General features: G+C 61.5%; 20 protein-coding genes. 8 read left to right on the top strand and 12 right to left on the bottom strand.

Annotated features, from left to right (window positions below):
* Positions 1–61: 61 nt before the first annotated feature.
* Both G6R19_RS20285 and G6R19_RS20280 read right to left on the bottom strand, forming a co-directional pair.
* The gene (locus G6R19_RS20285; RefSeq protein WP_205484613.1) at positions 62–343 is read right to left on the bottom strand and encodes a hypothetical protein; all 282 of its coding nucleotides are present in this window, start codon (positions 341–343) and stop codon (positions 62–64) included.
* 143 nt (positions 344–486) lie between these two features.
* A complete protein-coding gene (locus G6R19_RS20280; protein ID WP_205484611.1) occupies positions 487–828 on the bottom strand; it encodes a hypothetical protein in 342 nt (113 codons plus the stop codon).
* Positions 829–1,115: 287 nt separating this feature from the next.
* Here G6R19_RS20280 and G6R19_RS18560 point away from each other — a divergent pair, with 287 nt between their 5' ends.
* On the top strand, positions 1,116–1,610 hold the full coding sequence (locus tag G6R19_RS18560) for a lipocalin-like domain-containing protein (protein ID WP_163167725.1): 495 nt from the start codon (positions 1,116–1,118) through the stop codon (positions 1,608–1,610).
* A gap of 763 nt (positions 1,611–2,373) precedes the next feature.
* On the opposite strand, the gene G6R19_RS18555 is transcribed toward G6R19_RS18560, so the two are convergent.
* Positions 2,374–2,787 carry a cupin domain-containing protein gene (locus G6R19_RS18555; protein WP_163167723.1) on the bottom strand — a complete coding sequence of 138 codons (414 nt, stop codon included), beginning with the start codon at positions 2,785–2,787 and terminating at the stop codon, positions 2,374–2,376.
* A 107-nt stretch (positions 2,788–2,894) separates the two neighbouring features.
* Positions 2,895–3,932, bottom strand: coding sequence for a zinc-dependent alcohol dehydrogenase family protein (locus G6R19_RS18550; RefSeq protein WP_163167721.1), 1,038 nt, complete (start codon positions 3,930–3,932; stop codon positions 2,895–2,897).
* 327 nt (positions 3,933–4,259) lie between these two features.
* Between G6R19_RS18550 and G6R19_RS18545 the strand changes: the two genes are divergently transcribed.
* On the top strand, positions 4,260–4,823 hold the full coding sequence (locus G6R19_RS18545) for a cupin domain-containing protein (protein ID WP_163167719.1): 564 nt from the start codon (positions 4,260–4,262) through the stop codon (positions 4,821–4,823).
* A 44-nt stretch (positions 4,824–4,867) separates the two neighbouring features.
* Positions 4,868–5,665, top strand: a complete 798-nt coding sequence (locus tag G6R19_RS18540) for a carboxymuconolactone decarboxylase family protein (RefSeq protein ID WP_205484609.1) — start codon at positions 4,868–4,870, stop codon at positions 5,663–5,665.
* A 474-nt stretch (positions 5,666–6,139) separates the two neighbouring features.
* Here the strand turns inward: G6R19_RS18540 and G6R19_RS18535 are convergent, their stop codons facing one another.
* From G6R19_RS18535 to G6R19_RS18500, 8 genes are all read right to left on the bottom strand, one after another.
* On the bottom strand, positions 6,140–6,361 hold the full coding sequence (locus G6R19_RS18535) for an SDR family NAD(P)-dependent oxidoreductase (protein ID WP_205484606.1): 222 nt from the start codon (positions 6,359–6,361) through the stop codon (positions 6,140–6,142).
* 882 nt (positions 6,362–7,243) lie between these two features.
* Positions 7,244–7,651, bottom strand: coding sequence for a hypothetical protein (locus G6R19_RS18530; protein ID WP_163167717.1), 408 nt, complete (start codon positions 7,649–7,651; stop codon positions 7,244–7,246).
* A 127-nt stretch (positions 7,652–7,778) separates the two neighbouring features.
* Positions 7,779–9,272: an NAD-dependent succinate-semialdehyde dehydrogenase gene (locus G6R19_RS18525; protein WP_163167715.1), complete on the bottom strand. Its 1,494-nt coding sequence runs from the start codon at positions 9,270–9,272 to the stop codon at positions 7,779–7,781.
* A gap of 221 nt (positions 9,273–9,493) precedes the next feature.
* Positions 9,494–10,279: an isocitrate lyase/phosphoenolpyruvate mutase family protein gene (locus G6R19_RS18520; protein ID WP_163167713.1), complete on the bottom strand. Its 786-nt coding sequence runs from the start codon at positions 10,277–10,279 to the stop codon at positions 9,494–9,496.
* Between the two features lie 336 nt (positions 10,280–10,615).
* Complete coding sequence (locus G6R19_RS18515; protein WP_163167711.1) at positions 10,616–11,293, bottom strand: aspartate/glutamate racemase family protein; 678 nt, start codon at positions 11,291–11,293, stop codon at positions 10,616–10,618.
* A gap of 597 nt (positions 11,294–11,890) precedes the next feature.
* The gene (locus G6R19_RS18510; protein WP_205484591.1) at positions 11,891–13,390 is read right to left on the bottom strand and encodes an aldehyde dehydrogenase family protein; all 1,500 of its coding nucleotides are present in this window, start codon (positions 13,388–13,390) and stop codon (positions 11,891–11,893) included.
* Between the two features lie 31 nt (positions 13,391–13,421).
* The gene (locus G6R19_RS18505) at positions 13,422–14,447 is read right to left on the bottom strand and encodes a zinc-binding dehydrogenase (RefSeq protein WP_163167709.1); all 1,026 of its coding nucleotides are present in this window, start codon (positions 14,445–14,447) and stop codon (positions 13,422–13,424) included.
* Between the two features lie 195 nt (positions 14,448–14,642).
* Positions 14,643–16,070 (bottom strand): MFS transporter, encoded by a 1,428-nt coding sequence (locus tag G6R19_RS18500; protein WP_163167707.1) that lies wholly within the window; start codon positions 16,068–16,070, stop codon positions 14,643–14,645.
* Positions 16,071–16,910: 840 nt separating this feature from the next.
* Here G6R19_RS18500 and G6R19_RS18495 point away from each other — a divergent pair.
* The 5 genes from G6R19_RS18495 to G6R19_RS18475 form a co-directional block, all read left to right on the top strand.
* Positions 16,911–17,093, top strand: a complete 183-nt coding sequence (locus G6R19_RS18495; RefSeq protein ID WP_163167705.1) for a hypothetical protein — start codon at positions 16,911–16,913, stop codon at positions 17,091–17,093.
* 103 nt (positions 17,094–17,196) lie between these two features.
* The gene (locus G6R19_RS18490; RefSeq protein ID WP_163167703.1) at positions 17,197–18,186 is read left to right on the top strand and encodes an aldo/keto reductase; all 990 of its coding nucleotides are present in this window, start codon (positions 17,197–17,199) and stop codon (positions 18,184–18,186) included.
* A gap of 126 nt (positions 18,187–18,312) precedes the next feature.
* Positions 18,313–19,404: a tartrate dehydrogenase gene (locus G6R19_RS18485; RefSeq protein WP_163167701.1), complete on the top strand. Its 1,092-nt coding sequence runs from the start codon at positions 18,313–18,315 to the stop codon at positions 19,402–19,404.
* Positions 19,405–19,538: 134 nt separating this feature from the next.
* Entirely contained in the window at positions 19,539–20,312 is a 774-nt protein-coding gene (locus G6R19_RS18480) for an SDR family NAD(P)-dependent oxidoreductase (protein ID WP_163167699.1), read from the top strand.
* Positions 20,313–21,250: 938 nt separating this feature from the next.
* Positions 21,251–21,933, top strand: a 683-nt coding sequence (locus tag G6R19_RS18475) for an IclR family transcriptional regulator C-terminal domain-containing protein (protein WP_163167697.1), incomplete at its 3' end; no start/stop codon positions are given.

Raw genomic sequence — 21,933 nt, 5'->3', positions numbered from 1 at the left:
CCCTGCGCCCTACCGGGTTCTGGCGGTGCCGCCGCGGAAGCGTGTACCCACCCTGACCCCATTACGCCCCTGGATTGGTCGCAGCGGGGGCATCCTGGTCGACAGCGGCGGCAGACGCGTCGTCCTGAGGATACGGAACCGGCAGCGGCCTTACCGGCAGTTCACTTCCGAGCACCTGATTGACCGGCTGCCCGTTCTCGAACCAGAATACGACTGGACGAAACTCATCGTCGTGACTCGCGCCGATGTAGCCGACCGCCTCGACTCGCTCGCCGTCGACGAGTGGAAGGTCGAGGCCCCATATTCCTGTGAAGCTCGGCGGCGCGATGACGACCTCCAGCATGTCATGCGAGCCACTGTACGACGGAACGTCGTTGATCGGGCCACTGTCCTAGGGGGCCTGCAGCTGCGCAGGCAGAGCCACTTCAGCGTGTCAGCGGGGAGCCCCCTGTCGAGGGTCACATTAAAGTAGGAGTGCGGTTCGCCTCAACGGACCTGCGAGACGGCGCCCGAGATGTAGTACAGGCGGTCGGTGTCGAAATCGTCGAACCCGTGATGGGCCTGCGCAGCGCTAGTGGGGAGCACTACGAACATCGCCGCGAAAATGGCGGAGGTCGCTGCCAGCGTGGCGCGACGGGCGCCGGGGCGGGTCTGTCGTACGGTGCTCGTGATGAAGCGCATGTTGAGATGATCCTTCCAAAAGTTGGGTTCCGCATCCAGCAAATCCCATTTCACGGTGAACAGGGAGCCCTTGTTGGTAAATTTGGGCAGGGCCTCCCACAGTCGGCAAATTTTTTTGATTGTTTCGCGGGACATCAAGGCCGTCATCCCCACGCCCTCGGATCGGCTGGAGCACCGTAAGCCCCGAGGTACAAGGTTGGACCGCCTGCGACTGGTCAAAATATCGCGGGCGGTCGAATGTGGTCTAATTTCGCGCCCTTCGTTGTCCGCGATCCGGTGAGAACGCAGGTAACCCGATAGTTGCCCTGACTGTCAGCTCAGAGGTGCCCTGACAAGGAGCGCTCCAGGAGGGTCTCCCTCGTCCGGGGTGGCTCCCGTAGCGTGGCAGATACGACTCCCACCAATCCTTGAGAGGTCGCACTATGAACCTGACCATGAAGAAGAGCAAGCTGTTGATCCCCGCTCCCTTGCTGGCTTTGGGCCTGCTGCTCACCACATCCGCATGCACCGCACCAGCCCCGCAAAACGCTTCCGAAGCTAGCGGAACGGCTGATCAATCCGACTCGATCATCGGGGAATGGACGATGACGACTCTTGAGTTCGGAACCGGTGGTGAGCTGCAGCAGGTCCCGTTCTCCGGGCAGATTATCTTTACCGACGCAGGTACCGTCTCGGTTCAGGCCATGAACCCGGACACGACCGCACCCGACACCCCCTACACCGTCCAGGGGTACGAGGCGTTCTACGGAGATGCCGCCATCGACGCCGACGCCGGTAGGTTCTCCGTCGCCGTCGAGTCAGCCGCCGCACGCGACCTCATCGGACAGACCCTAAGCCGTAACTTTGAGGTTACCGATGACACCCTGGTCCTTACCCCCGTCGACCCCTCAGAGGGATGGCGTGTTACCTACGAACGGGCTACGGACTAGGACGCGAAGGCGGCCCTAGTTCACGACATGACACGCCAAAGCTGCCCTGTGGCTGCCCCCACAGGTAAAGGCGCCGCGCCCGTTCGGGGCCACTAATCACAGTGCTCGACAGCCCCGGTAGTCCGCTCCTGCAATAGTTGGAACCCTGCTGCGAAACGAAGGGGGGTGCAACATCATCGCTAAGGACGCAGTGACCGGCGTTGGGGTCCTCAGGTCAGTCCTCGCCCTTGAGTTGGCCGGCGCCGACACGTACCGGGTCACGGCGTCGCCCCAAGGTCTGCCCTCGTCATGACTATCAACGATTCAGAGGGGGCCCGTACCGCCTTAGCCGGCTGTTCTTGGTCCTTTTGCTGCTTGGGAACTACGACGGACGAGCCCTTGACATCTTTTTCCGTCCGGTGACTGAGGAAAACCGGCGTGAGGGGTGGATACTCGCCCACTGGCTCGTCGCTCATGCCGAAGACTTGGACATCCAGTACGTAATCTTCGACGACCAATTCTGGAGCGCACACATCTCGCGGGGGCAGTGGCACAATTATGATGCACCTGAGCCAAGCAACGAGATCCTGCGCCACGTAGATCACGTGCACGTGGACGTGATCGGCGGAGACTCAGGTTAATGTGACAGACAATCCTATGCGTGAAGATCATGCCCGGCGACGCACGGCCTGGGCGCCACGCGACCGCGTTGCTTTCCGGCGAATGCGCCCGAAGCAGGGCCGCGGCCGCCTTCAGGTAATTCCGGAGGCGCGACTGCAGTCGTCTACTTCCTGTTGAAGGGGTATTCGTTGTGAGTAAGCTTGTCGCCCCAGACCGTTTCGGGCTCCTCGTTGTTAGCAGCCGCTTCCCACAGTGCTAGGTGGGACATGAAATTTTCCTCGGTTGCCCCGTGCCAGTGCCACTCCCCTGCTGGGGTGTACACAGTATCGCCGGGATGCAATTCGATCAGTTCCTCCCCTCGGGATTGCACGTAACCGATCCCTTCCGTAACGTGCAGGGTTTGGCCGACGGCGTGTTTGTGCCAGGCCGTGTGTGCGCCGGGAGTGAAGCGCACCAGGTTCAGCCGGGCAAGCGAAGGGCGCTGGCCGGAGTAGTAGGCGTTGAAGTACACGTCGCCGGTAAACCACTCCTTGGGACCCTTGACGGTGGGAGTCTTGGGTTGCATCTGTGTACTCATAGCTTTCTTCCTTCGGGCATGTTTCGTGATTGCTCATTGCACCGAGGACGGGGTCCTGGGCGACTGTGTGAAGGCAGCTGGGTTCTTCGGTCCATTCGCCGCAGAATTTAGGGGCGGACGAGGACCTTCAGTGATTCTCGTGAATCCATTGCACGGTAGCCGGCAGGAACCTCGTCCAGGCTGATGGTGCTGTCAAAGACCTTGCCCGGATTTACGGTGCCTTCAAGGACACCGGGCAGCAGAGTCTCAATGTAGGCCCGGACGGGAGCTGGACCACCGGTGAGGGTGATGTTCGGTCCGAACATGGATCCGAAGCCGATGGGCGCGTCCTCATACTGCGGCACGCCTACCCGGCTAATCACGCCTCCGGGGCGGACCACCCCAAGGGCCTGGTCGTATGCAGGCCGGTGACCCACGCATTCAAGCACCGTGTGGGTACCGTCCCCACCGGTGAGCTCGCGCACCTTCTCGATACCAGCCTCGCCCCGTTCTGCGACCACGGCAGTAGCGCCGTATTCCAGGCCGAGATCAGTGCGCGCCTTGTGCCTGCCCATCAATATGATCTGCTCCGCCCCGAGCTGTTTGGCCGACAGCACTGCCAGGAGCCCGACCGCACCGTCACCAATGACCGTGACGGAGGTCCGCTCGTTAACGCCCGCCTTGATGGCCGCGTGGTATCCCGTCCCGTAAACATCGGACAATGTGAGGAGAGACGGCAACAACTCCGGGTCCTCTCCTGCGGGTGCCTTTACTAAGGTGCCGTCCGCGAAGGGGACCCTGATGGCTTCAGCCTGGGCACCGCCGATGCCGTTGGATGCCCAGAACCCGCCGTGCCGGCAGGAGGTCTGCAGCCCTTCGCGGCAAAAATCGCACGTCCCGTCCGACCATGCAAACGGGGCGATCACAAAATCACCCTTCCTTAGCATCGAGACGTCGCTGCCTGTCTCCTCAATAACGCCGACAAATTCGTGCCCCATTGGTGATCCCTCATGGGACTTCGGCATGCCGTGGTAAGGGTGAAGATCCGACCCGCATATACAGGAGTTCACGATTCTGACAATCGCGTCAGTCGCATCCTGCAGGACGGGATCAGGCACGGTTTCCACGCGCACGTCGCCGGCTCCATACATAAAAGTGGCTCGCATGTCTGAATCCTTTCGCTGCCAATTACGGGAGGTGGAACTGCACAGGTGCCAAGGGCGGGGAGGCAAATTCCCGCCGGTGACGCGGCCTGTCCGTGACGGTGCGGCTGAGCCAGACGTTAGGTTCTGCACCTCACAACCGCATCTCTTCCAGTTAAGGTAAGCCCCGCGGGTGCAGAGTAGGGAGGCCCTGTCAAAACCCGGCTTGGCAGGGCCCTCCCTCAGCTTTCGCTGGGAACGTACGGTGAACGAACATGGCTGCCCGACGCGTTGTGCAACACCTCGGCGAGAACCCCGCTTTCCATCGCCTAGAAATAGGAGAAACACTTTATGCCCAGCCCACGCCTGACCTACGCCGCCGCCACCCTTGGCTCCGTTATTGCTTTGGCCGGATGTTCGCCGGCCCAGGAAGAGCTCTCGTCCCCCGCCACTTCAGGGTCCGACGTCACTGTCCAACCAACGGCTGCGGCGGCCGCTTCACCCAACACCCAGACCATTGATATTTCTTCCCAAGCTGACCGGGGGGTAACGCCCGGACCGGCGGAATACTTCACTGGCTCCGTACAAATCACTCCGCTCTATAGCCCCAATAATGACTCCAGCGGAGGAGCAGCCCGGGTCACGTTCCAACCCGGGGCGCGTACCGCCTGGCACACCCATCCGGCCGGACAACGAATCATCATCACCGAGGGGCGCGGCTGGGTACAGGAGTGGGGCGGCCAGCGACGGGACATCAATGCAGGAGACGTTGTGTGGTTCCCGGCCGGTACCAAACACTGGCACGGCGCCACGTCGGCGGAGGCAATGACACACATCGCGGTTCAAGACACGGTCGACGGTTCGAACGCCGGGTGGCTGGAGCACGTCAGCGATGCCCAGTACGAAGGCCGCTAAAAGGACGCGAACAACATCAACATCAACCCCGGAAAGGTCTTCCTGTGAAATACCGCTACCTGTCCCTCTTCGCTGCAACTGTCCTGGCCACGACGGTCACCGGCTGCACGCCGACCCGCAGCGGGTCCAGCACTCCTTCTGTGGAGTCAGCGTCCGCCGTCCAAGGAATCGAGAACGTCGCGCCGGCCCTCGCCCGGTACCGGGACGATGTCGTGATTGGGGACTTGTGGGAACGTGACGGGCTCTCGGACCGGGACCGCAGCCTTGTAACGGTGGCAGAAATGATCGCCCTAAACCAGACAGCGGAGCTCCCGTTTTATGTCTCCAAGGCTCTTGATGACGGTGTGGAGCCGCGGGAAATTTCCGAAACGGTCACGCACCTTGCGTTCTACAGCGGCTGGGAAAACGCCATGGCCGCGGTCCCCGCCATCGGCACAGTATTCAGAGCCCGCAGCGTCGATGCTTCCCAGCTGCCGGTGGCCGACCCGGAACTGCTGCCTCTGGACCAGGCAGCAGAACAGGCCCGGGCCCAGGGGGTTGAGTCCAACTTTGGCCAAGTGGCGCCGGGGGTGGTTGAGAAAACCACCGACGTCCTCTTCCGCGATCTTTGGCTGCGACCGGACCTGAAGCCGCGTGACCGCAGCTTGATCACCGTCGTCGCCCTCATCAGCTCCGGGCAGGTACAACAAATCCCCTATCATCTGAACCGCGCCATGGATAACGGGCTCACCGGTGCTGAGATCGGTGAAACCCTGACCCAACTCGCCTTTTACGCCGGCTGGCCGAAAGTTTTTACGGCAATGCCCGTCGTTAAGGACGTCCTTGCCTCACGCCCGCAGTAGCCAAGTGAGGCAGCTGCCGAACCGGTGAAAAGCCACGGACGGCGCCATCAGACGTGCGGGGCCTGGCCGTCATCCGGGACGGGCCCCGCCGGCCGTATCGCGGTTCCTCGTTTTTGCTCCTCCGGCCACTGGAAGCGGAAGGAGTTGCGGCAAGAAGGGCTGAAAAGGGGCCGCCCTATAAACAGAAACGGTAAAACCAGGCAATTGATGAGGAAGCCCTCGACCAAGCACTGCTGCGGGCTGCCTTCAAGGCTCAAACGTCCGCGGAAGAGCGCAGCGAACTTCTTCAGACGGGATAAGGCCAATGCGGTCGTAAGGGTCGACACGCCCCCGGGATCATCGGGAGTTCCTTCGGATCCTACGTAAGCCGATCAGCCCTTTTGGCCGAACTCCCGTAAGCGGCCCCTGGTTCCCCGCGATGAACAGCAGGACCCGCGCGGAAGTGATGTCGAGGTCCGCGAATCCGGCGGAAGTTCAAGCCTCCTCGGACACGTCACACTGTACGGCCAGTGCACGGTGACCCGTGCCGTTCAGCTCAGCAGCGAAACGCTCCGCCGCCCCGCCATCGAGATCAACGATTGCGACCGCGGCACCGGCCTCGGCGAACGCCCAGGCCGTCGCCGCACCCATCCCGGCATTCGCCCCGGTGACGAAAGCGACCTTGCCGTTGAAGTCATAACTGACCATGTTCATCATTCCTTTCCTGTGCGGCAAACGCGCTGTTCATTTTTGGGGTGACCTCTGCCGTCGTCGCACGCGGCACCACGGCGACCATTGGCGGCAAATACGTGCTTCTGGCACATCTAATCCGCCTCATCAATCACCCCGGTCAGGTCCGGATTCGCCGTGGGTAAGAGCCACCTGATGTGTCTGCCTTGCAGCGACGACGCAGCCGGTACCAGCGTGACCACGCCCGCACAAACAGCCGACCCTCCACTACCGGACCAGATCCAGACGTGGATCACTGCGTCGGACCGGCCCGCGAGCGTTGCTTGCGTGGCAGAGGACGGAACTTGTCAGGTTCAGCGGAGTTGCCACCGGGCCTGCCGCCTCGGTCAAGGAGGGCACGAACGACGAAGGCCTGGAGGTCGCCGGGCAGCGTTTTGGCCGCCGAACGGCCGAGTCGGTCACTGGAGCCGGGAATGCGGACGCGGGACACGGTACTTCTTCCCATGTTGCCTCATTGCAATACCTCCGAGAAGAGTGATTCGTTGCGTCATTTGAAAACCTCCGGGGCTGAAGCGATCTGCGGCAACAGGCCTCGTGGCTGGCGGATGGAGAGCCGACGAAATTCTGCATTCCCTCATTGTGTCCGGGCTGGCTATGGCTACCCTGCAACGTAATGGCCATCAGTTCAGCAATCACATCCGTACGTCCCATCGGTGTTTCCGCCCCCTCGGAGGGCAGCACGGATGAGCAGGTTCGGGACGGGGACGTCCTCCCTGGCTGCGGCGTGCCACCAGTGCGCTTCTTCCTCGGCGATGACCCACGGTCCTTGTGCTTTCTTGGACCGCGCCGATTCTCCGGTACCGCTTGGAGATCGGACGCACACTCTTGTCATGCCGGGTCATCGCCAAGTCAAGGATTCAGCACAAGGGCGCGCTCCTTGGCCGCCGTCTTATCGGTGGAACAGGGCACTCGGGTCGTCGAGCCCCCGTCGACCACGGTATGCGCCCCGGATTGGTGCAACGCCAAGGCGGTGCCCAGAGTAGCGATCGAGCGTCGCGGCCCGTCCGGGGTCAGCGCAAGCACACTGCAACGTTCACCACCGTGCTGGATCAGGACCGAGATGGGACGGAGGTTGTTGTTGCGGAATTTGGCTGCCCCTGCTGGATCGGGAATGTCGTCAAGGGTGTAGTCGATGAATTCTCCGGCGAAGGTTTGAAGTTGCAAAACGGTGGTTTGGGAACCATAGGCTGCTCCGGCGACCACCGCCGATCCGACGAACTGGCCAGAATCTTGTGAATGATTCCGTGTGTCCTCCATGATCTCCTCCTGGCTTAAGGCAGACGCAGTTGACCTTGTGAAGCCCGACCAGCTTCCGGGCAGAAAGCTGGTTCGGGCGGGACTTGGTGAGGGGTCGGCTCCGGCCATTCTGGTCGCGGCCACAGCTTTAAACCCGCGGGACCGCCATGTACTTGTACTCGAGGAACTCGTCGATGCCTACACGGCCTCCCTCGCGACCCAGACCCGAGGCCTTGACGCCGCCAAACGGTGCGGCGGAGCTGGCCACGATGCCGGTATTCAGGCCGACCATGCCGACTTCGAGGGCCTCCCCCACCCGGAAGCCCCGGTCCACGTCCTGAGTGAACAGGTAACCCACCAAGCCAAACGGGGTGTCGTTGGCCATGCGAACGGCCTCCTCCTCCGTGTCGAACGGGATGACGGGAGCCACCGGACCGAAAATCTCCTCGGTCATCAGGTCTGCCTCCGCTGAAACGTCAGAGAGGACGGTGGGCAAGAAAAAATAGCCTTGGCGGTCTGGCCGGTTCCCGCCGCAGACGACTGTCGCTCCCTTGTTGACAGCATCGTTGACGAGCTCCTGGACTTTCCGCAGGGCCTTTTCCTCCACGAGCGGTCCAACTTCAGTGCCCGGCTCGGTGCCGTCGCCAACCGACAGCGAGCCCAGTCGTGCGGCGAGACGGCGAGTGAACTCCTTCGCGACGGGCCGCTGGACGAAGATCCGGTTCGCGGCTGTGCAGGCCTCGCCGATGTTGCGCATCTTGGCCGCGACAGCCCCTTCGACAGCGCGGTCCAGGTCGGCGTCCTCAAGGACAATGAGGGGCGCGTTTCCGCCCAGCTCCATGGACGATCGCATGACGTTCTTCGCCGCCTGCTCCAGGAGCCGCACCCCCACCGCGGTGGAGCCGGTGAAACTGACCTTGCGGGCGATGCCGCTTTCCATCCACGGTGTCACTACGTCGGAGGCCTTGGTGGTGGTGACCACGTTCAGCACGCCCTTGGGCAGGCCGGCCTCAATCAGGATGTCCACGAGCGCGAGGGAGGATAGCGGGGTGAGGGCGGCGGGTTTGAAAACCATGGTGCATCCAGCGGCAATGGCTGGCCCGATCTTCCTGGTGCCCATGGCCAACGGAAAGTTCCAGGGCGTTATCAGAACGCAGGGACCCACCGGCTCCTTGGAAACGAGGATACGGTTTTTGCCGTCCCCCGTGGTGGTTAGATCGCCACCAATGCGTACGGCTTCCTCGGAGAACCAACGGAAAAATTCGGCGGCATAAACTACCTCACCTTTGGCTTCGTTCAGAGGTTTACCCATTTCCGCGGTCATGATGAGGGCCAGCTCATCCTGCCGGGCCATGATCAGGTCGAAGGCGCGGCGCAGGATCTCACTACGCTCCCGGGGTGCGGTTTTAGCCCACTGCTTCTGCACCCGGCCGGCCGTTTCAATGGCCCGGCGGGCATCTTCAGGGCCCCCGTCGGCCACCGTGGCGATAACTTCCTCAGTGGCGGGGTTAATCACGTCGAAACGTGCACCGGTAGTCGCCTCGGCCCATTGGCCGTCGATGAACAGACGGGTGCTAACTTTCGCGACTGCCTCCGCTGCCCTCTGCGAGGTCTCGGAGTAGGTAGTTGTCGGGTTACTCATGAGGGATCCTTGTCTGGAATGGATGGGAATGGTCTGCGGTCGTTCTTCCGCGAGACGGGAACCTGCACGGACCGAAAAATTTATCGCCGTTTTCCTCACTGGTGGGCCGGTCTCGTCGCCGCTGTCAATCGGATGGCCTTGGACCGGCACGGATTGGGCAGGGACATCCTGTTTGCACCAGGTCTTCACTGCGGTGGCCACCAGCATTTGATGTCGTGTAGTTAATTCAGGGGTGGGGTATCGGCGGGAACGACGCCGGTCCCGTACAGGTCGGTGGCGAGATCCCGCAGTGCGCGCAGGGCGACACGTTGGGTGAAGGGGCCATAGGAGATGCGGGCTACGCCGAGTTCTTGCATTTCGGTGGCGGGCAGGGCCCCGGGGGCGCCGCCGCCCACTGATAGCTTTCCCCTCCCAAGTCCATCGACCAGAGGCTCGATGACCTCGCGGGTGCGTGCTCCCGGAACAAACACCAACGCGGCGCCGGCGTCGAGAAATGCGCGGCCCCGTTCGATAGCGTCGTCGATGCTGTCCTTGATGGGGCGGTCACCGCCCATAAAGAGCGCGTCTGTCCGTGCGTTCAGCTGAAATGCGATACCTTCAGCGTTGGCGGCCACCATGATGGCGTGCACGCGGGCGACAGCTTCATCGAAGGGCCGAAGTCGGTCCTCGACGTTGGCTCCGACAACGCCGAGGCCGATAGCCCGGCGGATCGTTTCTGCGGGGTTGTCGTAACCGTCGTCAAGGTCGGCCGTAACGGGAAGGTCAACGGCGTCGACGATTGTTTTGACCCCTGCCAGAGCTAACTCCAAGGGCATCGTGCCGTCGGCGTAACCGTACATGGCGGCGATAGAGTGGCCGGCGGTGGCGATCGCTTTCGTGTCCGGCAACGCCGCGACCGTTGCTGCGCTGATCGCATCCCAGACGTTTACAACACGGAGAATTTCGGGGGCCTCGTGCAGCGCTTTCAGTTGCTGTGCGCGGTCTGATTGGCTTGCGGCTGCGGTCATTCTGATGTCCGTTCTTCGTCGTCGCTTGGCTGAAGCGTGGTAGCTGCGGTTCTGGATTTGGTGTCCCCCGGGACCCTGGACCGACCATTCTCACGAGGGAGGCATGAAACCTGGGCCTTCATCAGGGTGGAGTCACTGCGTGGAGCCGGCACCGGATACGACCCCGACATGCCCTGAACCCTGATGGTTTCCGGTGGGGTCGCCTTTCAGCCCGATCATCCAAGTGGCAGCGTTTGCCTCGCGAATGCGGAGTCTTGAATCAGGGAAACGCCCTACCGCGGGGCCGAACAAGCAACTCAAGTGATGCCTGCTTTTTTGCGGTCAGATTCGCCATTTTCACACAGGAAGTTCGGCGACGCGACGAGCGAGGTAGTCGACACCCATACGGGGGCTCGACAGAACTGTCATCTTTGTCTTCTCCTGAAGCACTCCGGCAAGGCGGTTCATCGATGCCTGGGCTAAGACGATCAAGTCGACGTTTTCGGCGAGGTCCACCGCCTGCTCGATGATCATAGCGTCGTGCTTTTGACGGTCCCCCGCCATGAGGACCGAGAATGCTCCTTCACATAACCGCTGTTCGAGCGAAATGCTGCGTCCGATTTCGTCTGCTTTTGCCTGGATCAAATCCGATGTCGGACCAAGCGTGGTGGGCACGGTGGCCAAGACTCCTACGCGGTTGCCTTCGCGGGCGGCGCGGATGGCCATCGCTTCGTCAATTTTCACCACGGGGGTATGGACGTTACGGGCCGCGACATCCAGTGCCGGTCCCAGCGAAGAGCATGCAGAGAAGATGACGTCGGCTCCTGCTGCTTCCGCTGCCTGCGCAAGATGCGTCATTCGCGCCTCGCTATCCGACGAAATCCCTTGCTCGCGCACAACTGTCGCCAAAACATCAGAGTCTACAAAGTGCATAACTTCAGCATCGGGAATTAGCTCAGCAATAAGGTCATTGATCACGGGCTCGACGGAAACAAAGACGAAGCTTGTGTGCAGAATTGCGATCTTTTTGGACACGCTAATTACTTCCTTTATCTACTGCCGATGTCCATTGACTCGGCAGTCATGAATGGATCCATCCGAACTCGGGTGGCTGAATCAAAAACCGGCATCAGCCGGATTAAGAATATCCCGCGATGTGAGATCGCGTCAATGGTGGTGGCGCTATGCCGTTTCTTTTGCCCGCCAGATGCGCCGGCCCTTGGACTAGGAGCATGGCACGCTCGTTTCATGCCGTCGCGACGGCATGAAACCGGCCGCAGCCGGGCCCCGGACTTGCTGGCTCAGAGATGACAGCGTTTCAAACGTCGTGGATTGAAAGCCAGAAATTCCTGCAGTCCACCTGGCCTTGCGGTCGCAACTCCGCCACTAAACCGTCGACACGGACTCCTTCCGCGAGCACTCCTTTGATGGGCAAAGAGTCAAAAAACCAGGGGCAAAGTCCCGAGCGTTCCACCTCTGGTTTGGATCGGAGTTGGAGGGTCCTTTGTTCCGGCTCGGAATGCGCGGAGGGAGGACCCATCGTCTAGTTCGGGATATACGTAGATGACACATCATCCTCGTGCCGCTACCGGTTCTGCAGGGGCATCCAGGAAGCGGCGGACCGCATCCTGGTCATAGTTGAATGTAAACACTCTTGGTGTAGACGTAGGTGTCCATGTGGGCAGCTGTCCCCTTGGCGCCATATCCGCTTAGCTTCGTGCCGCTGAACCCGACAAGCGGATCGATGTAGCCGTAGCAGTTCACCCACATCGTGCCTGTGTGCACGCCGTGGACCACCCGCAGAGCAGTGGACAGATTTTGGGACCATACCGCTCCCCCAAGACCGTACTCGCTGTCATTAGCGATAGCGATCGCCTCGTCCACGTCGTCAAACGGAAGTATTGACAGGACCGGGCCGAAGATCTCTTCGCGGGCGATTCGCATCTCATTGGTCACGCCACCGAAGACGCTCGGCTCCATGAAGTATCCGTTCCCGAGTTCGTTCCCCAGCCGCTGGCCGCCGCAGAGCAGTTCGGCCCCTTCATTTCGGCCGATATCGATGTAGGACAGCACTGTGTCCAGTTGAGGCTGGGAGATGACCGGGCCCAACGAAACCGCCGAGTCCAAGCTGTGCCCGACACGCAGGGTTTTCATGAAGGCCAGCAGCCGCTCGGTGAACTCCTCCACGATGGGGCGCTGGACCAGCACCCGCGTGCCGGCGAAGCAGATCTGGCCGGAATTGGCGAAAACCCCCATCGCTGCTCCCGGCACTGCCTTAGCCAGGTCGGCATCCGCGCAGATGATGTCCGCAGACTTACCGCCCAGTTCAAGCTGCAGCTTCTTAATGTTCACGGTGGACGCCTCGATAATGCGGCGGCCGGTCTCAGTCGAACCAGTGAAAGCGATCCGGTCCACGTCCTGGTGGGCCGCCAACGCATTGCCGGCTTCCCTGCCTGGACCGGTGACCACGTTGATGACGCCCGCGGGAACTCCGGCTTCATGAAGGATCTCGGCCACCCGCAGCACTGACAGGGAGGCTTCTGAGGCCGGCTTGAGCACGGCGGTGCACCCGCTGGCCAGCACTGCACCGATAATCCAGAACTGGCTGTTAAGAGGGCCGTTCCAGGGGATGATTCCACCGATGACACCGACGGGTGCTTTCAGTGTCATGGTGGTGACATTCCCGGGGATGCCGTTCATCAACGTCTCACCTGAAATGCTGGTGGCCTGAGAGGCAAAGAAGGCCAGCATTTTCATCAGCGAGGTCTTGGTATTGCGCAGCCTCGAAACCGGGGCACCCATGTCCATCGCTTCGATCTGAATCAGTTCCTCGAACCGGTGGTCAAGGACCTCGGCAATGCGCGTCAGCAACGCCTGACGCTCGTAAGGGGTCCAGGAGCTCCATGGCCCTTTGAAAGCCCTCCGTGCGGCGAGGACCGCGTGATCAACGTCAGCCTTGCCACCGGAGGCAAACCGGGCCAAGACCTCGCCGGTGGACGGATTGGTCGTAGTCAGCGTCATCCCGGACTGTGCCGGGACCAACTGTCCATCAATAAAAAGGTGGTGCACCTCACGGGAAAAAAAGCTCTGCGCTTGCTCCGACGGAGCAAAACTCTGCTGGGTTATCGTCATGACATTCCTCTCAAGTGACGTTGCCTTTTCCTCAGTCGAAGACGAAGACGCCTTTGCCGATCTTGCGTTGATCGAACAGCTCATAGGCGTTCTCCGCCTCGTCGAGCCGGAATTCGTTCGTGAACAGCGACTCCACGTCCAGGCGACGTTCAGCCACAAACCGGGCACACTCTTCCTGCTGATTCTTACTGAAAGTAAGCGAACCCAACACGGTCTTGTGCAAAGCGATGAGTTCCTCGCTATCGAATTCGATCCTGCCGAAAACGCCAACCATGCATGCCGTTCCCCAACGACGTACTGACTGGACGGCTTGTCGACGCACGGCATCGATGGCGCTGCATTCGATGGACTTGTCGGCACCTTCGCCACGGGTGAGTTCGCGGACGGCGGCTACAGGGTCTTGCTCCTGTGCGTCGACAACGTAGTCGGCCCCGAACTGTTTGGCCATCTCCAGCCGCGAGGGCTCAACATCGACCGCGATCACCTTGGCTCCGAAGGCCTTGGCAAGCATTGTCGCGCTTAGCCCCACAGGCCCCTGCCCAAATATGGCCACGGTCTGGTCAGCTGATAGGTCAATCCTTTTGATTGCTCCGTAGGCCGTCCCGGTGCCGCATGAAATGGCTGCACCTGTTTTGAACGAAAGTGAGTCGGGCAATTTGATGAGTGTGTGCGCGGGTACCTTCATGAAGTCCGCGTGCCCGCCGTCGCCATTGAGCCCACCGTATACGATCCGTGCGTTCGGACAGTACTGCGTCCAGCCCGAGCGGCAGAATTGGCAGGTGCGGCACCCATCGTAATGGTGGACCATGACCCGGTCTCCGATCCTGGCCTCGCTGGGCCCCACGGCGTCACCGACGAGCTCGACCACGCCGCACGGCTCGTGTCCTTCGATGACCAGCTCGGCTCCCGTTCGTACCGGGCCGTGGAGGTGATTAAGGTCGCTCCCGCACATGCCCGAGGCCTTCATGCGGATGACCACTTCATCAGGCCCCGGCACCGGGTCCGGATACTCACGGATCTCGAGCTTACTTTCGCCCTGGAAAACAACGGCTTTCATGTTAACGCTTTCAATGGTCAGGGTTGGACGGCGCCGACGGCGCCGCATGTGTGATGGCCAGCAGCGCAGCTATGGGCCGGCCACGCGGACTCAAGGGATAATACGGTCCGCGGACGCGTTCAGCCGTGAGAGCGAGGCCGCAAGTCCCGCATCAGGGCTGAACACGCGAGCGATGGATCGGGTAAGCGGTTCCGACTATCGCTGTGAGTCGTGTGGGACACTGCGCCCCGGCGGGGCACCTGCGGTGTCACCGGCTGGGGCATCCGCGGTGTCGCCCTTAGGGGCGATCTTGGCCAATGCCGCAGGGGACGTATCCACACCGGCGACGGCGATGACCAAGGTCACCAGGACGTACATGCCCGAGAGCGTCAGGATCACCCCGATGATGCCAAAGCCATTGAACAGCCACAGGACGATGAAGGGGGAGGCGATCAGGCAGATTCGCCCGACGGTCTGAGTAAAGCCGCCGCCGCGGAAACGGAAGGCTGTGGGGAAGAACTCCGGGACGGTTCCCAGGGACAGGGTCAGGAACGACGAGACCATGACAGTCAAGATGAAGCCGATGGCGATAATCAGCGCAGGCTCATTCATGAACGGGTAAATGGCAGCGAAAATAGCCGCGAGCGTCCCGTACGTCACGATGATGTTGCGCCGTCCGAGACGGTCGGCAAGCAATATGATCACGATCGGCCCCACGACGTAGCCGGACATAATGGCCGCATTGAACCCGAGGGACGATGACACAGTCATCCCCTGCTTCACGAAGAACGTGGGTATCCACCCGGTAACGGTGTATGAACCGAACAGGCTGATGATGGTCAGGAGCAGGGCCATCAATGTCCGCCGGATGACAGGGCGCGAGAACAGTACTCTGAACGGCACCCATTCCGCCTTCTCGTTCTCCACGCTGGCTATCGGGTGGGTGACCGAGCTGGCTTCCTGGCTGGCGACGCCGGACTCCCTCGCGATTCTCTCGAAGACGGCCTCGGCATCCTTATGCCGCCCGCGGGACTCCAGCCATCGTGGGGATTCCGGCATACCCCGGCGCAGCCACCACGTGATCACTGCACCCAAGCCGCCAATGATGAACATCGCGCGCCAGGACCACACGGGAATGACCAACCAACCAACGAGCGAGGACAGCGAGACGCCGAGGCCGGCGAAGATTCCGAGCACTCCCAGGTAGCGGCCACGATGGCTGCGTGGGATGAACTCCGTGATCATGCCGTAGCAGATGACGTATTCGGCGCCCATCCCAATACTCATCAGGCCACGCAGGCCGATGAGAACCTCCATCGACGGTGCCGCCGCCGCGCATAAAGCGAGGACCCCGAAGAGAGCCAGGTTGAATTGGAAGGCGAAGCCGCGTCCGAACCGGTCGCTAAGCCAGCCGGCGAAGGACGCTCCAATTGCAAGGCCCGCGAACGTCGCCGACAGGAAGAGCGAATTCAGCTCGAGTGTCGAGAAGCCCGTGGGCAGAAGCGATGCCAGCACCGCAGATGAGAGCGTGTTGTCGAACGAGTCCCAGAACATGCCGAGGCCGACCAGCAGCATCAGATGACGGTGAAACTTGCCGATCGGGAGATTGTCAAGCCGCGGTCCCGCGGCCACGTGCGTGCTCATCAGCCCACACCTCCCGGCCGCGCCGTGGCAACGGGGTTAGAGCACCTGGTGGGGTTCGGGCTCCTGACGGGGAGCAAGGCCCGTTCCGGGATAATAGTCGCGGTACAAGCCCGGTCTGCTGGGGTCAGAGTACAAGCTTCGCACGGGTTCGATCGACACTGTTCGGACATGCGTTTCACTACCTTTGGCTTGGTGTTCGGTGCACAGGGCGCGAACAAATCGGTGTGTTAGCGAACTGCTCCTCCTCGTAGCGGGTGGACGCAATCGAATAAGGTAAACGGCTCGTCCTGCCGACACGGTGGCCTGTCTTAGGCCTGCGAATCGACAGTGACGATGCACACAGTTCGTGGGAATACCCTGAACGATATCCTGTATTATGAGACTACGTCAATAGTTGCGCCGTGGGGCGCTCTCGTGGAATGACCTTTCTCAGCCTTTGGGATCCCCCATTGATTGAGATGCTGCGATATCCAGAGCCTGCATGACGCGGGACTGCGCACGGTGGCGCGCGCAGTGGATCTTATGGACCGCTCGGATTACTGGGAGGGGCCCGCGCATCCGCCAAGCGGACCCGCAGTCGCCCGCCCGGCTATGCGTCCTGAAACAGGAACAAGGCCCCTAAGTCTCAAGACGCATTATTGACATGATCCTATATAGTGGGATAACGTTACCTAGGGGTCCCGCCTCTTGTGGCCCCTTGGGACTCACGCTTGAGTGTGAGTGCAGTCTGCTAAGTCAGCACCACGCCGTCCATTGCACTGCACGGCTACCAGGATGCGAAGCTACGAGGATCGACTATGACGACGACTCCCCTGATTCATACCCCCGCAGTACTCCTGTGTGCCAGCATCAGCGGGACCCCTTGGTCGAGGGGCGGGTGGTGACTATTACCGGTACGGCGCGGCCGGGCTCGGCGGCGTCCTGGGCAAGCAGGTGGAATGCGGCGGCGCGTCCGTGCTGATCGTCCACAAGAAGGACTGCCGCGAAAACCCGGCGTTGCAGGGCTGCGCTCCGCAGGCCTGAAACGCTCCATGCCCCGGCACCTATTCCGCCCTCTGGCGATATCCGGCCAGTCCCCTTATAGCAATCCACCCTTAAGTCCACAGCAACCACGAGGAATCAACGCATGAGCAAGCAACCCGAAGGCACCCAGGTGGACGGTCTGATACTCCCAATATCCCGGTTGGTCCTGGGAACGATGACGTTCGGCGACACCGTCGATGAGGCCACCGCGGGCCGAATGGTGGACGAAGCGCTTGACGCCGGCATCACAACCATTGACACCGCCAACTCCTATGTGGGGGGAACCACGGAGGAAATGCTGTCCCGCCTCCTCAAGGGGCGGCGCGGGGACGTCATCCTCGCCTCGAAGGCAGGCATAACGCACGGAGACCACGGCGAAAACTCGCCGTTGTCCCGGGTAGGGCTGCGTAACAGCGTGGAAGGGAGCCTTCGACGACTCGGCGTCGAGAGCATCGACCTGTTTTACCTGCACCAGCCGGACCGTGCTGCGCCTCTGCACGAAACCCTGGGCACTGTGGCTGAGCTTGCTGCGGAAGGAAAGATCGGAGCTCTAGGTGTCTCCAACTTCGCCGCCTGGCAGATCGCCGACGTCATCCAGGTGGCGAGCGAAGTGGGGGCGCCGCGACCGGTCGTGGCGCAGCAGCTATATAACCTGGTGGCGCGCCGGGTGGAGGAGGAATACCTCGAATTCGCCGCTACGCACCATGTGCACACGATGGTTTACAACCCCTTGGGCGGTGGGCTGCTTACCGGCAAGCACAGCTTCGACGCCAAGCCGGCCCACGGCCGCTACGGCGACTCGAAGCTGGCCGCCATGTATACCCAGCGCTACTGGGACCGGCAGCTGTTCGACGCGGTGGACGAACTTTCCCGCATCGCCAAGGACGCTGGCATCACCCTGGCAGAGTTCTCCCTCCGCTGGCTCGCCTACCGCGACGGTGTGGGCTCCGTCCTGCTGGGCGGATCCAAGGTGGAACAGCTCCGCGCCAATATCGCGGCCGTCGCCAACGGACCGCTGCCGGCCGATGTCCTGGAGGCCTGCGAGGCCGTGGGTGGCGGGCTCCGCGGCCCTATGCCCGCCTACAACCGCTGATCGCTTTCCGAAGCGGCAGATCAGCTCCACCCACGCCTCATTCGTCATCCACGCTTTGGCCTGACTGAAAGCACGGCGCACCACTCGCTGCCAGCAGGCTTGCCGACCAAACGAGAAAGTCCGACTATGACACAGACGCACAAAATCGCAGTGATTGCCGGTGACGGAATCGGGCAGGAGGTAGTACCCGAGGGAGTACGGGCACTGGCAGCCGCGGCAGAGGCCTTTGACTTCAACCTGAAGACCACAGTCTTTGATTACGCCAATGGGGATTACTACCTCAAGCACGGGAAGATGCTTCCGGATAACTGGGCCGATCAGCTCGGCGGCTACGACGCCATTTTCTTTGGTGCCGTCGGTTCCCCGGATACCGTCCCGGACCACATCTCGCTTTGGGGAAGCCTCCTGCAGTTCAGGCGCCACTTCGATCAGTACGTCAACCTCCGGCCCGTCAAACTCCTGAACGGAGTGAAGAGCCCGCTGGCGGACCGGGTTCCGGGGGATATCGACTTTTATGTCGTGCGGGAAAACACGGAAGGTGAATACTCGAGCATCGGCGGCAGGATGTTTGAGGGAACGGACAGGGAAACGGTCATCCAGGAGACGGTCATGACCAGGACCGGTGTTGATCGCATCCTCAAGTACGCGTTCGAGCTCGCCGCGAGACGCCCAAAGAGGCATTTGACGTCGGCAACAAAGAGCAACGGCATCTCGGTAACCATGCCGTACTGGGACGAGCGGGTGGAGGAAATGGCGCGGAAATTTGGCGACGTGAGGACCGACAGCTACCACATCGACATCCTGACAGCGAACTTCGTACTGCATCCCGAACGGTTCGACGTGGTCGTGGCCAGCAACCTCTTCGGCGACATCCTGTCCGACCTCGGCCCCGCGTGTACCGGAACAATCGGCATAGCCCCCAGCGGCAACATCAACCCCGAACGCCGGTTCCCGAGCCTCTTCGAACCCGTCCACGGATCGGCCCCGGACATCGCCGGGAAGGGCATCGCCAACCCCATCGGTCAAATCTGGAGCGCATCAATGATGCTGCAGCACCTTGGCGAAGATGCTGCAGCTGCCGCAATAGTGCAGGCCTTCGAAAACGTCCTGGCAAGGAGGGATCGGTCCCTCACACCTGACCTCGGCGGCGACGGCACCACGGAACAGCTGGGCAAAACCATCGCAGACGAAATCCGCACAGTAGCAACCCGCCGCTGACAGTAGGGATTCCAGCGTGTACCTCCACGAACGGGAGCGTCCGAAAGTCCACCTCGCACCGGTCCGACAATTACCGCCGTGGCCGTGAACGCCCGTGAGTCCCCCGACCACTCGATACTGACGAAAGAAACGCAATGACACCCACCTCATTCCCCATGGAGCGCACCGTAGTACTGACCGGAGCGGCATCCGCCCGCGGCATTGGCCGTGCAGCCGCTGACCGGATGGCCAGCGAGGGCTGGTCCATCGCAATCCTGGACATCAACGCGGACGAGGCCAAAGCCGCGGCAGCAGAGATCGGCTCCAAGTACGCCGTGAATGCCATGGGTGTGGGCGCCGACGTTTCCGACGCCGCCTCCGTGGACCGGGCCATCACCGACTTCGAAAAATCTCTGCCGCCTATCGTGGCCCTTGCAAACCTCGCTGGCATCAGCTCCCCCACGACGTTCATGGAGACCACCGTGGAGGAGTGGGACAAAGTCTTCGCCATCAACATGCGGGGTACCTTCATCGTCTCCCAGCGAATTCTCAAGGGGATGATTGCGCGCAAGCTCGGGCGGATCGTCAGCATCTCATCGATTTCAGCTCAGCGCGGCGGCGGCACCTACTCCAAGGTTGCCTACAGCGCATCGAAGGCCGGAATCATTGGCTTCACCCGAGCACTGGCGCGCGAAGTCGGCGAATTCGACGTTACCGTGAACGCGATCGCGCCGGGGCCCATCGACACCGACATCATGGGTGGCACCTTGACGGAGGAGCGCAAGGCACAGATGTCGGAAGGCATCATGATGGGACGCGTTGGCACCCGTGAGGAAGTCGCGGCCCTGATCTCTTTCCTGCTTGGCGCGGACTCCGGCTACATCACTGCGGCTACCTATGACATCAACGGCGGCCTCCAGGTCTCGTAATCTTCTGATCCGGAGCGGCCCAGGCCGCGTCTCCTAAATAGGTGGCTCTTTGCTGAGCCGGAAGCCCAAATGGGCGCCAACAACTTCTGATCTAAGCGATGATCAGCCGTCATAGATCGAGCCGCGGGCCCGGAACGGTCGGCGGCACCGCCCGTTCAGGGGCCACCGCCGCCACATCATGGGAGAAAATCTACCGGCACCGGTGCGGTATTTCGAGGCAAGACCAGCCATCCGAGTTCGGTTCCTGCCAGGAGCTACGGAATTGAGTTCGTCAACATGGGCGTCCGCACCATCCGCGGCTGGTGCACCCGGGTCCCTATTCCGGCATGGCCGCGCCCCCTGATGGATCACAATAAACGCAGAGCGCCGCCTTTCTGGGCCTGCATATTGACGACCTTGTGGAGGACTCGCTTCGCCGCCCGGCGCGCTGATCTTCCCCGTCGGCAGCTCTACTCCTCCGCCGAGCTCTAAGTCGGCCCATCGGCTCACCGCACGAGAACGCAGGACGTCCGGGTGTAGCAGCGCAGCATCCGGCCGGTTAGGCGATCAGCGATGCAGTGGGTGAACTCACCGGCTTGGGAATTGCCGCTGCCGTTCCACGGCGGGGGGACAGCCACCAATAGAGGGAATGCGAGCTTTCCAGAAGATCGCGACGACCGGAGGCGTCTCAGGAGCGGGCGGGTGATGGCCGCCGACGACAGTGATTTTACCGAGCTCCTCGAATCTTCGTTGATATATCCTGTATATCGAGATGTTTGTCAATGGTGAGATGTGGGTGTATTGAGTCCTTCGACATCAGCTCAGACCTGTTGCCCGGCGTCGTCAGGCCGCCGAACGGGACACGCGTAGAGAGGGGTGGTACTCGGCGTATGAGTGAACGTGATTCGCCGGCCGGCGAGGTGGCAGGGTCTTCGGATAGTGCTGGCAGCCTGTCCAGGATGCTGAATGTTCTGGATTTGTTCAGTGAGAAGGAGCCTGTTTGGTCTACGGCTGACCTTATTGAGGCTTTGGAGACCTCCAGGTCGACGGGATACCGCTACATCAAGACCTTGCATGATGCCGGGCTACTCACCTCTGTGCGCAATGGCTACTACAGCCTCGGCCCGCGGATCATCGAGATGGACCTGCAGATCCGCCAGACGGATCCACTGCTGCTGGCCAGCCACGGCGTCCTGGAGGAACTGGTGGACAAGATCGGGCACTCGGCTACCCTGTGTACCGCGTTTCGTGATTCGGTCCTGTGCATCGGGGAGTACCGCGCCCCGCTGAGCCCCGCGAACCGGTTCAGCCGCGGGCAGCGTCGCCCCTGGTTTCAGGGCGCGGTGTCGAAGGTCATCCTGGCCTACCTCCCCCATCACCGTCTGAAAGCCATCTACCCGCGATACAGTACGGAAATTGAGAAGGCCGGGCTGGGCAGTACGTGGAGCGAATTCCGCAAGAGCCTGGGCGAAATCAAGAAGGACGGCTACCTTTTGACCATGGGAGAGTTCAACCCCGGGGTTTACGGCGTCGCGGCGCCCATCCTCACCGATCAGAAGACAGCCCTTGGCAGTGTCGGTGTCGCATGGGATAAAAAAGTGCGGCGCGACGCCGTAAACCCCGGGGTTGAACTCTCCCATGG

It is taken from the genome of Arthrobacter sp. Alg241-R88 (assembly GCF_900537115.1).
Taxonomy (GTDB): domain Bacteria; phylum Actinomycetota; class Actinomycetes; order Actinomycetales; family Micrococcaceae; genus Arthrobacter.
This window is presented reverse-complemented; position numbering and strand designations above follow the sequence as displayed.

Coding starts and splice junctions, on each gene's coding strand:
- G6R19_RS20285 (WP_205484613.1), bottom strand. CDS start 343: ATGCTGGAGGTCGTCATCGCGCCGCCGAGCTTCACAGGAATATGGGGC.
- G6R19_RS20280 (WP_205484611.1), bottom strand. CDS start 828: ATGACGGCCTTGATGTCCCGCGAAACAATCAAAAAAATTTGCCGACTG.
- G6R19_RS18560 (WP_163167725.1), top strand. CDS start 1,116: ATGAAGAAGAGCAAGCTGTTGATCCCCGCTCCCTTGCTGGCTTTGGGC.
- G6R19_RS18555 (WP_163167723.1), bottom strand. CDS start 2,787: ATGAGTACACAGATGCAACCCAAGACTCCCACCGTCAAGGGTCCCAAG.
- G6R19_RS18550 (WP_163167721.1), bottom strand. CDS start 3,932: ATGCGAGCCACTTTTATGTATGGAGCCGGCGACGTGCGCGTGGAAACC.
- G6R19_RS18545 (WP_163167719.1), top strand. CDS start 4,260: ATGCCCAGCCCACGCCTGACCTACGCCGCCGCCACCCTTGGCTCCGTT.
- G6R19_RS18535 (WP_205484606.1), bottom strand. CDS start 6,361: ATGATGAACATGGTCAGTTATGACTTCAACGGCAAGGTCGCTTTCGTC.
- G6R19_RS18530 (WP_163167717.1), bottom strand. CDS start 7,651: ATGGAGGACACACGGAATCATTCACAAGATTCTGGCCAGTTCGTCGGA.
- G6R19_RS18525 (WP_163167715.1), bottom strand. CDS start 9,272: ATGAGTAACCCGACAACTACCTACTCCGAGACCTCGCAGAGGGCAGCG.
- G6R19_RS18520 (WP_163167713.1), bottom strand. CDS start 10,279: ATGACCGCAGCCGCAAGCCAATCAGACCGCGCACAGCAACTGAAAGCG.
- G6R19_RS18510 (WP_205484591.1), bottom strand. CDS start 13,390: ATGACGATAACCCAGCAGAGTTTTGCTCCGTCGGAGCAAGCGCAGAGC.
- G6R19_RS18505 (WP_163167709.1), bottom strand. CDS start 14,447: ATGAAAGCCGTTGTTTTCCAGGGCGAAAGTAAGCTCGAGATCCGTGAG.
- G6R19_RS18500 (WP_163167707.1), bottom strand. CDS start 16,070: ATGAGCACGCACGTGGCCGCGGGACCGCGGCTTGACAATCTCCCGATC.
- G6R19_RS18490 (WP_163167703.1), top strand. CDS start 17,197: ATGAGCAAGCAACCCGAAGGCACCCAGGTGGACGGTCTGATACTCCCA.
- G6R19_RS18485 (WP_163167701.1), top strand. CDS start 18,313: ATGACACAGACGCACAAAATCGCAGTGATTGCCGGTGACGGAATCGGG.
- G6R19_RS18480 (WP_163167699.1), top strand. CDS start 19,539: ATGACACCCACCTCATTCCCCATGGAGCGCACCGTAGTACTGACCGGA.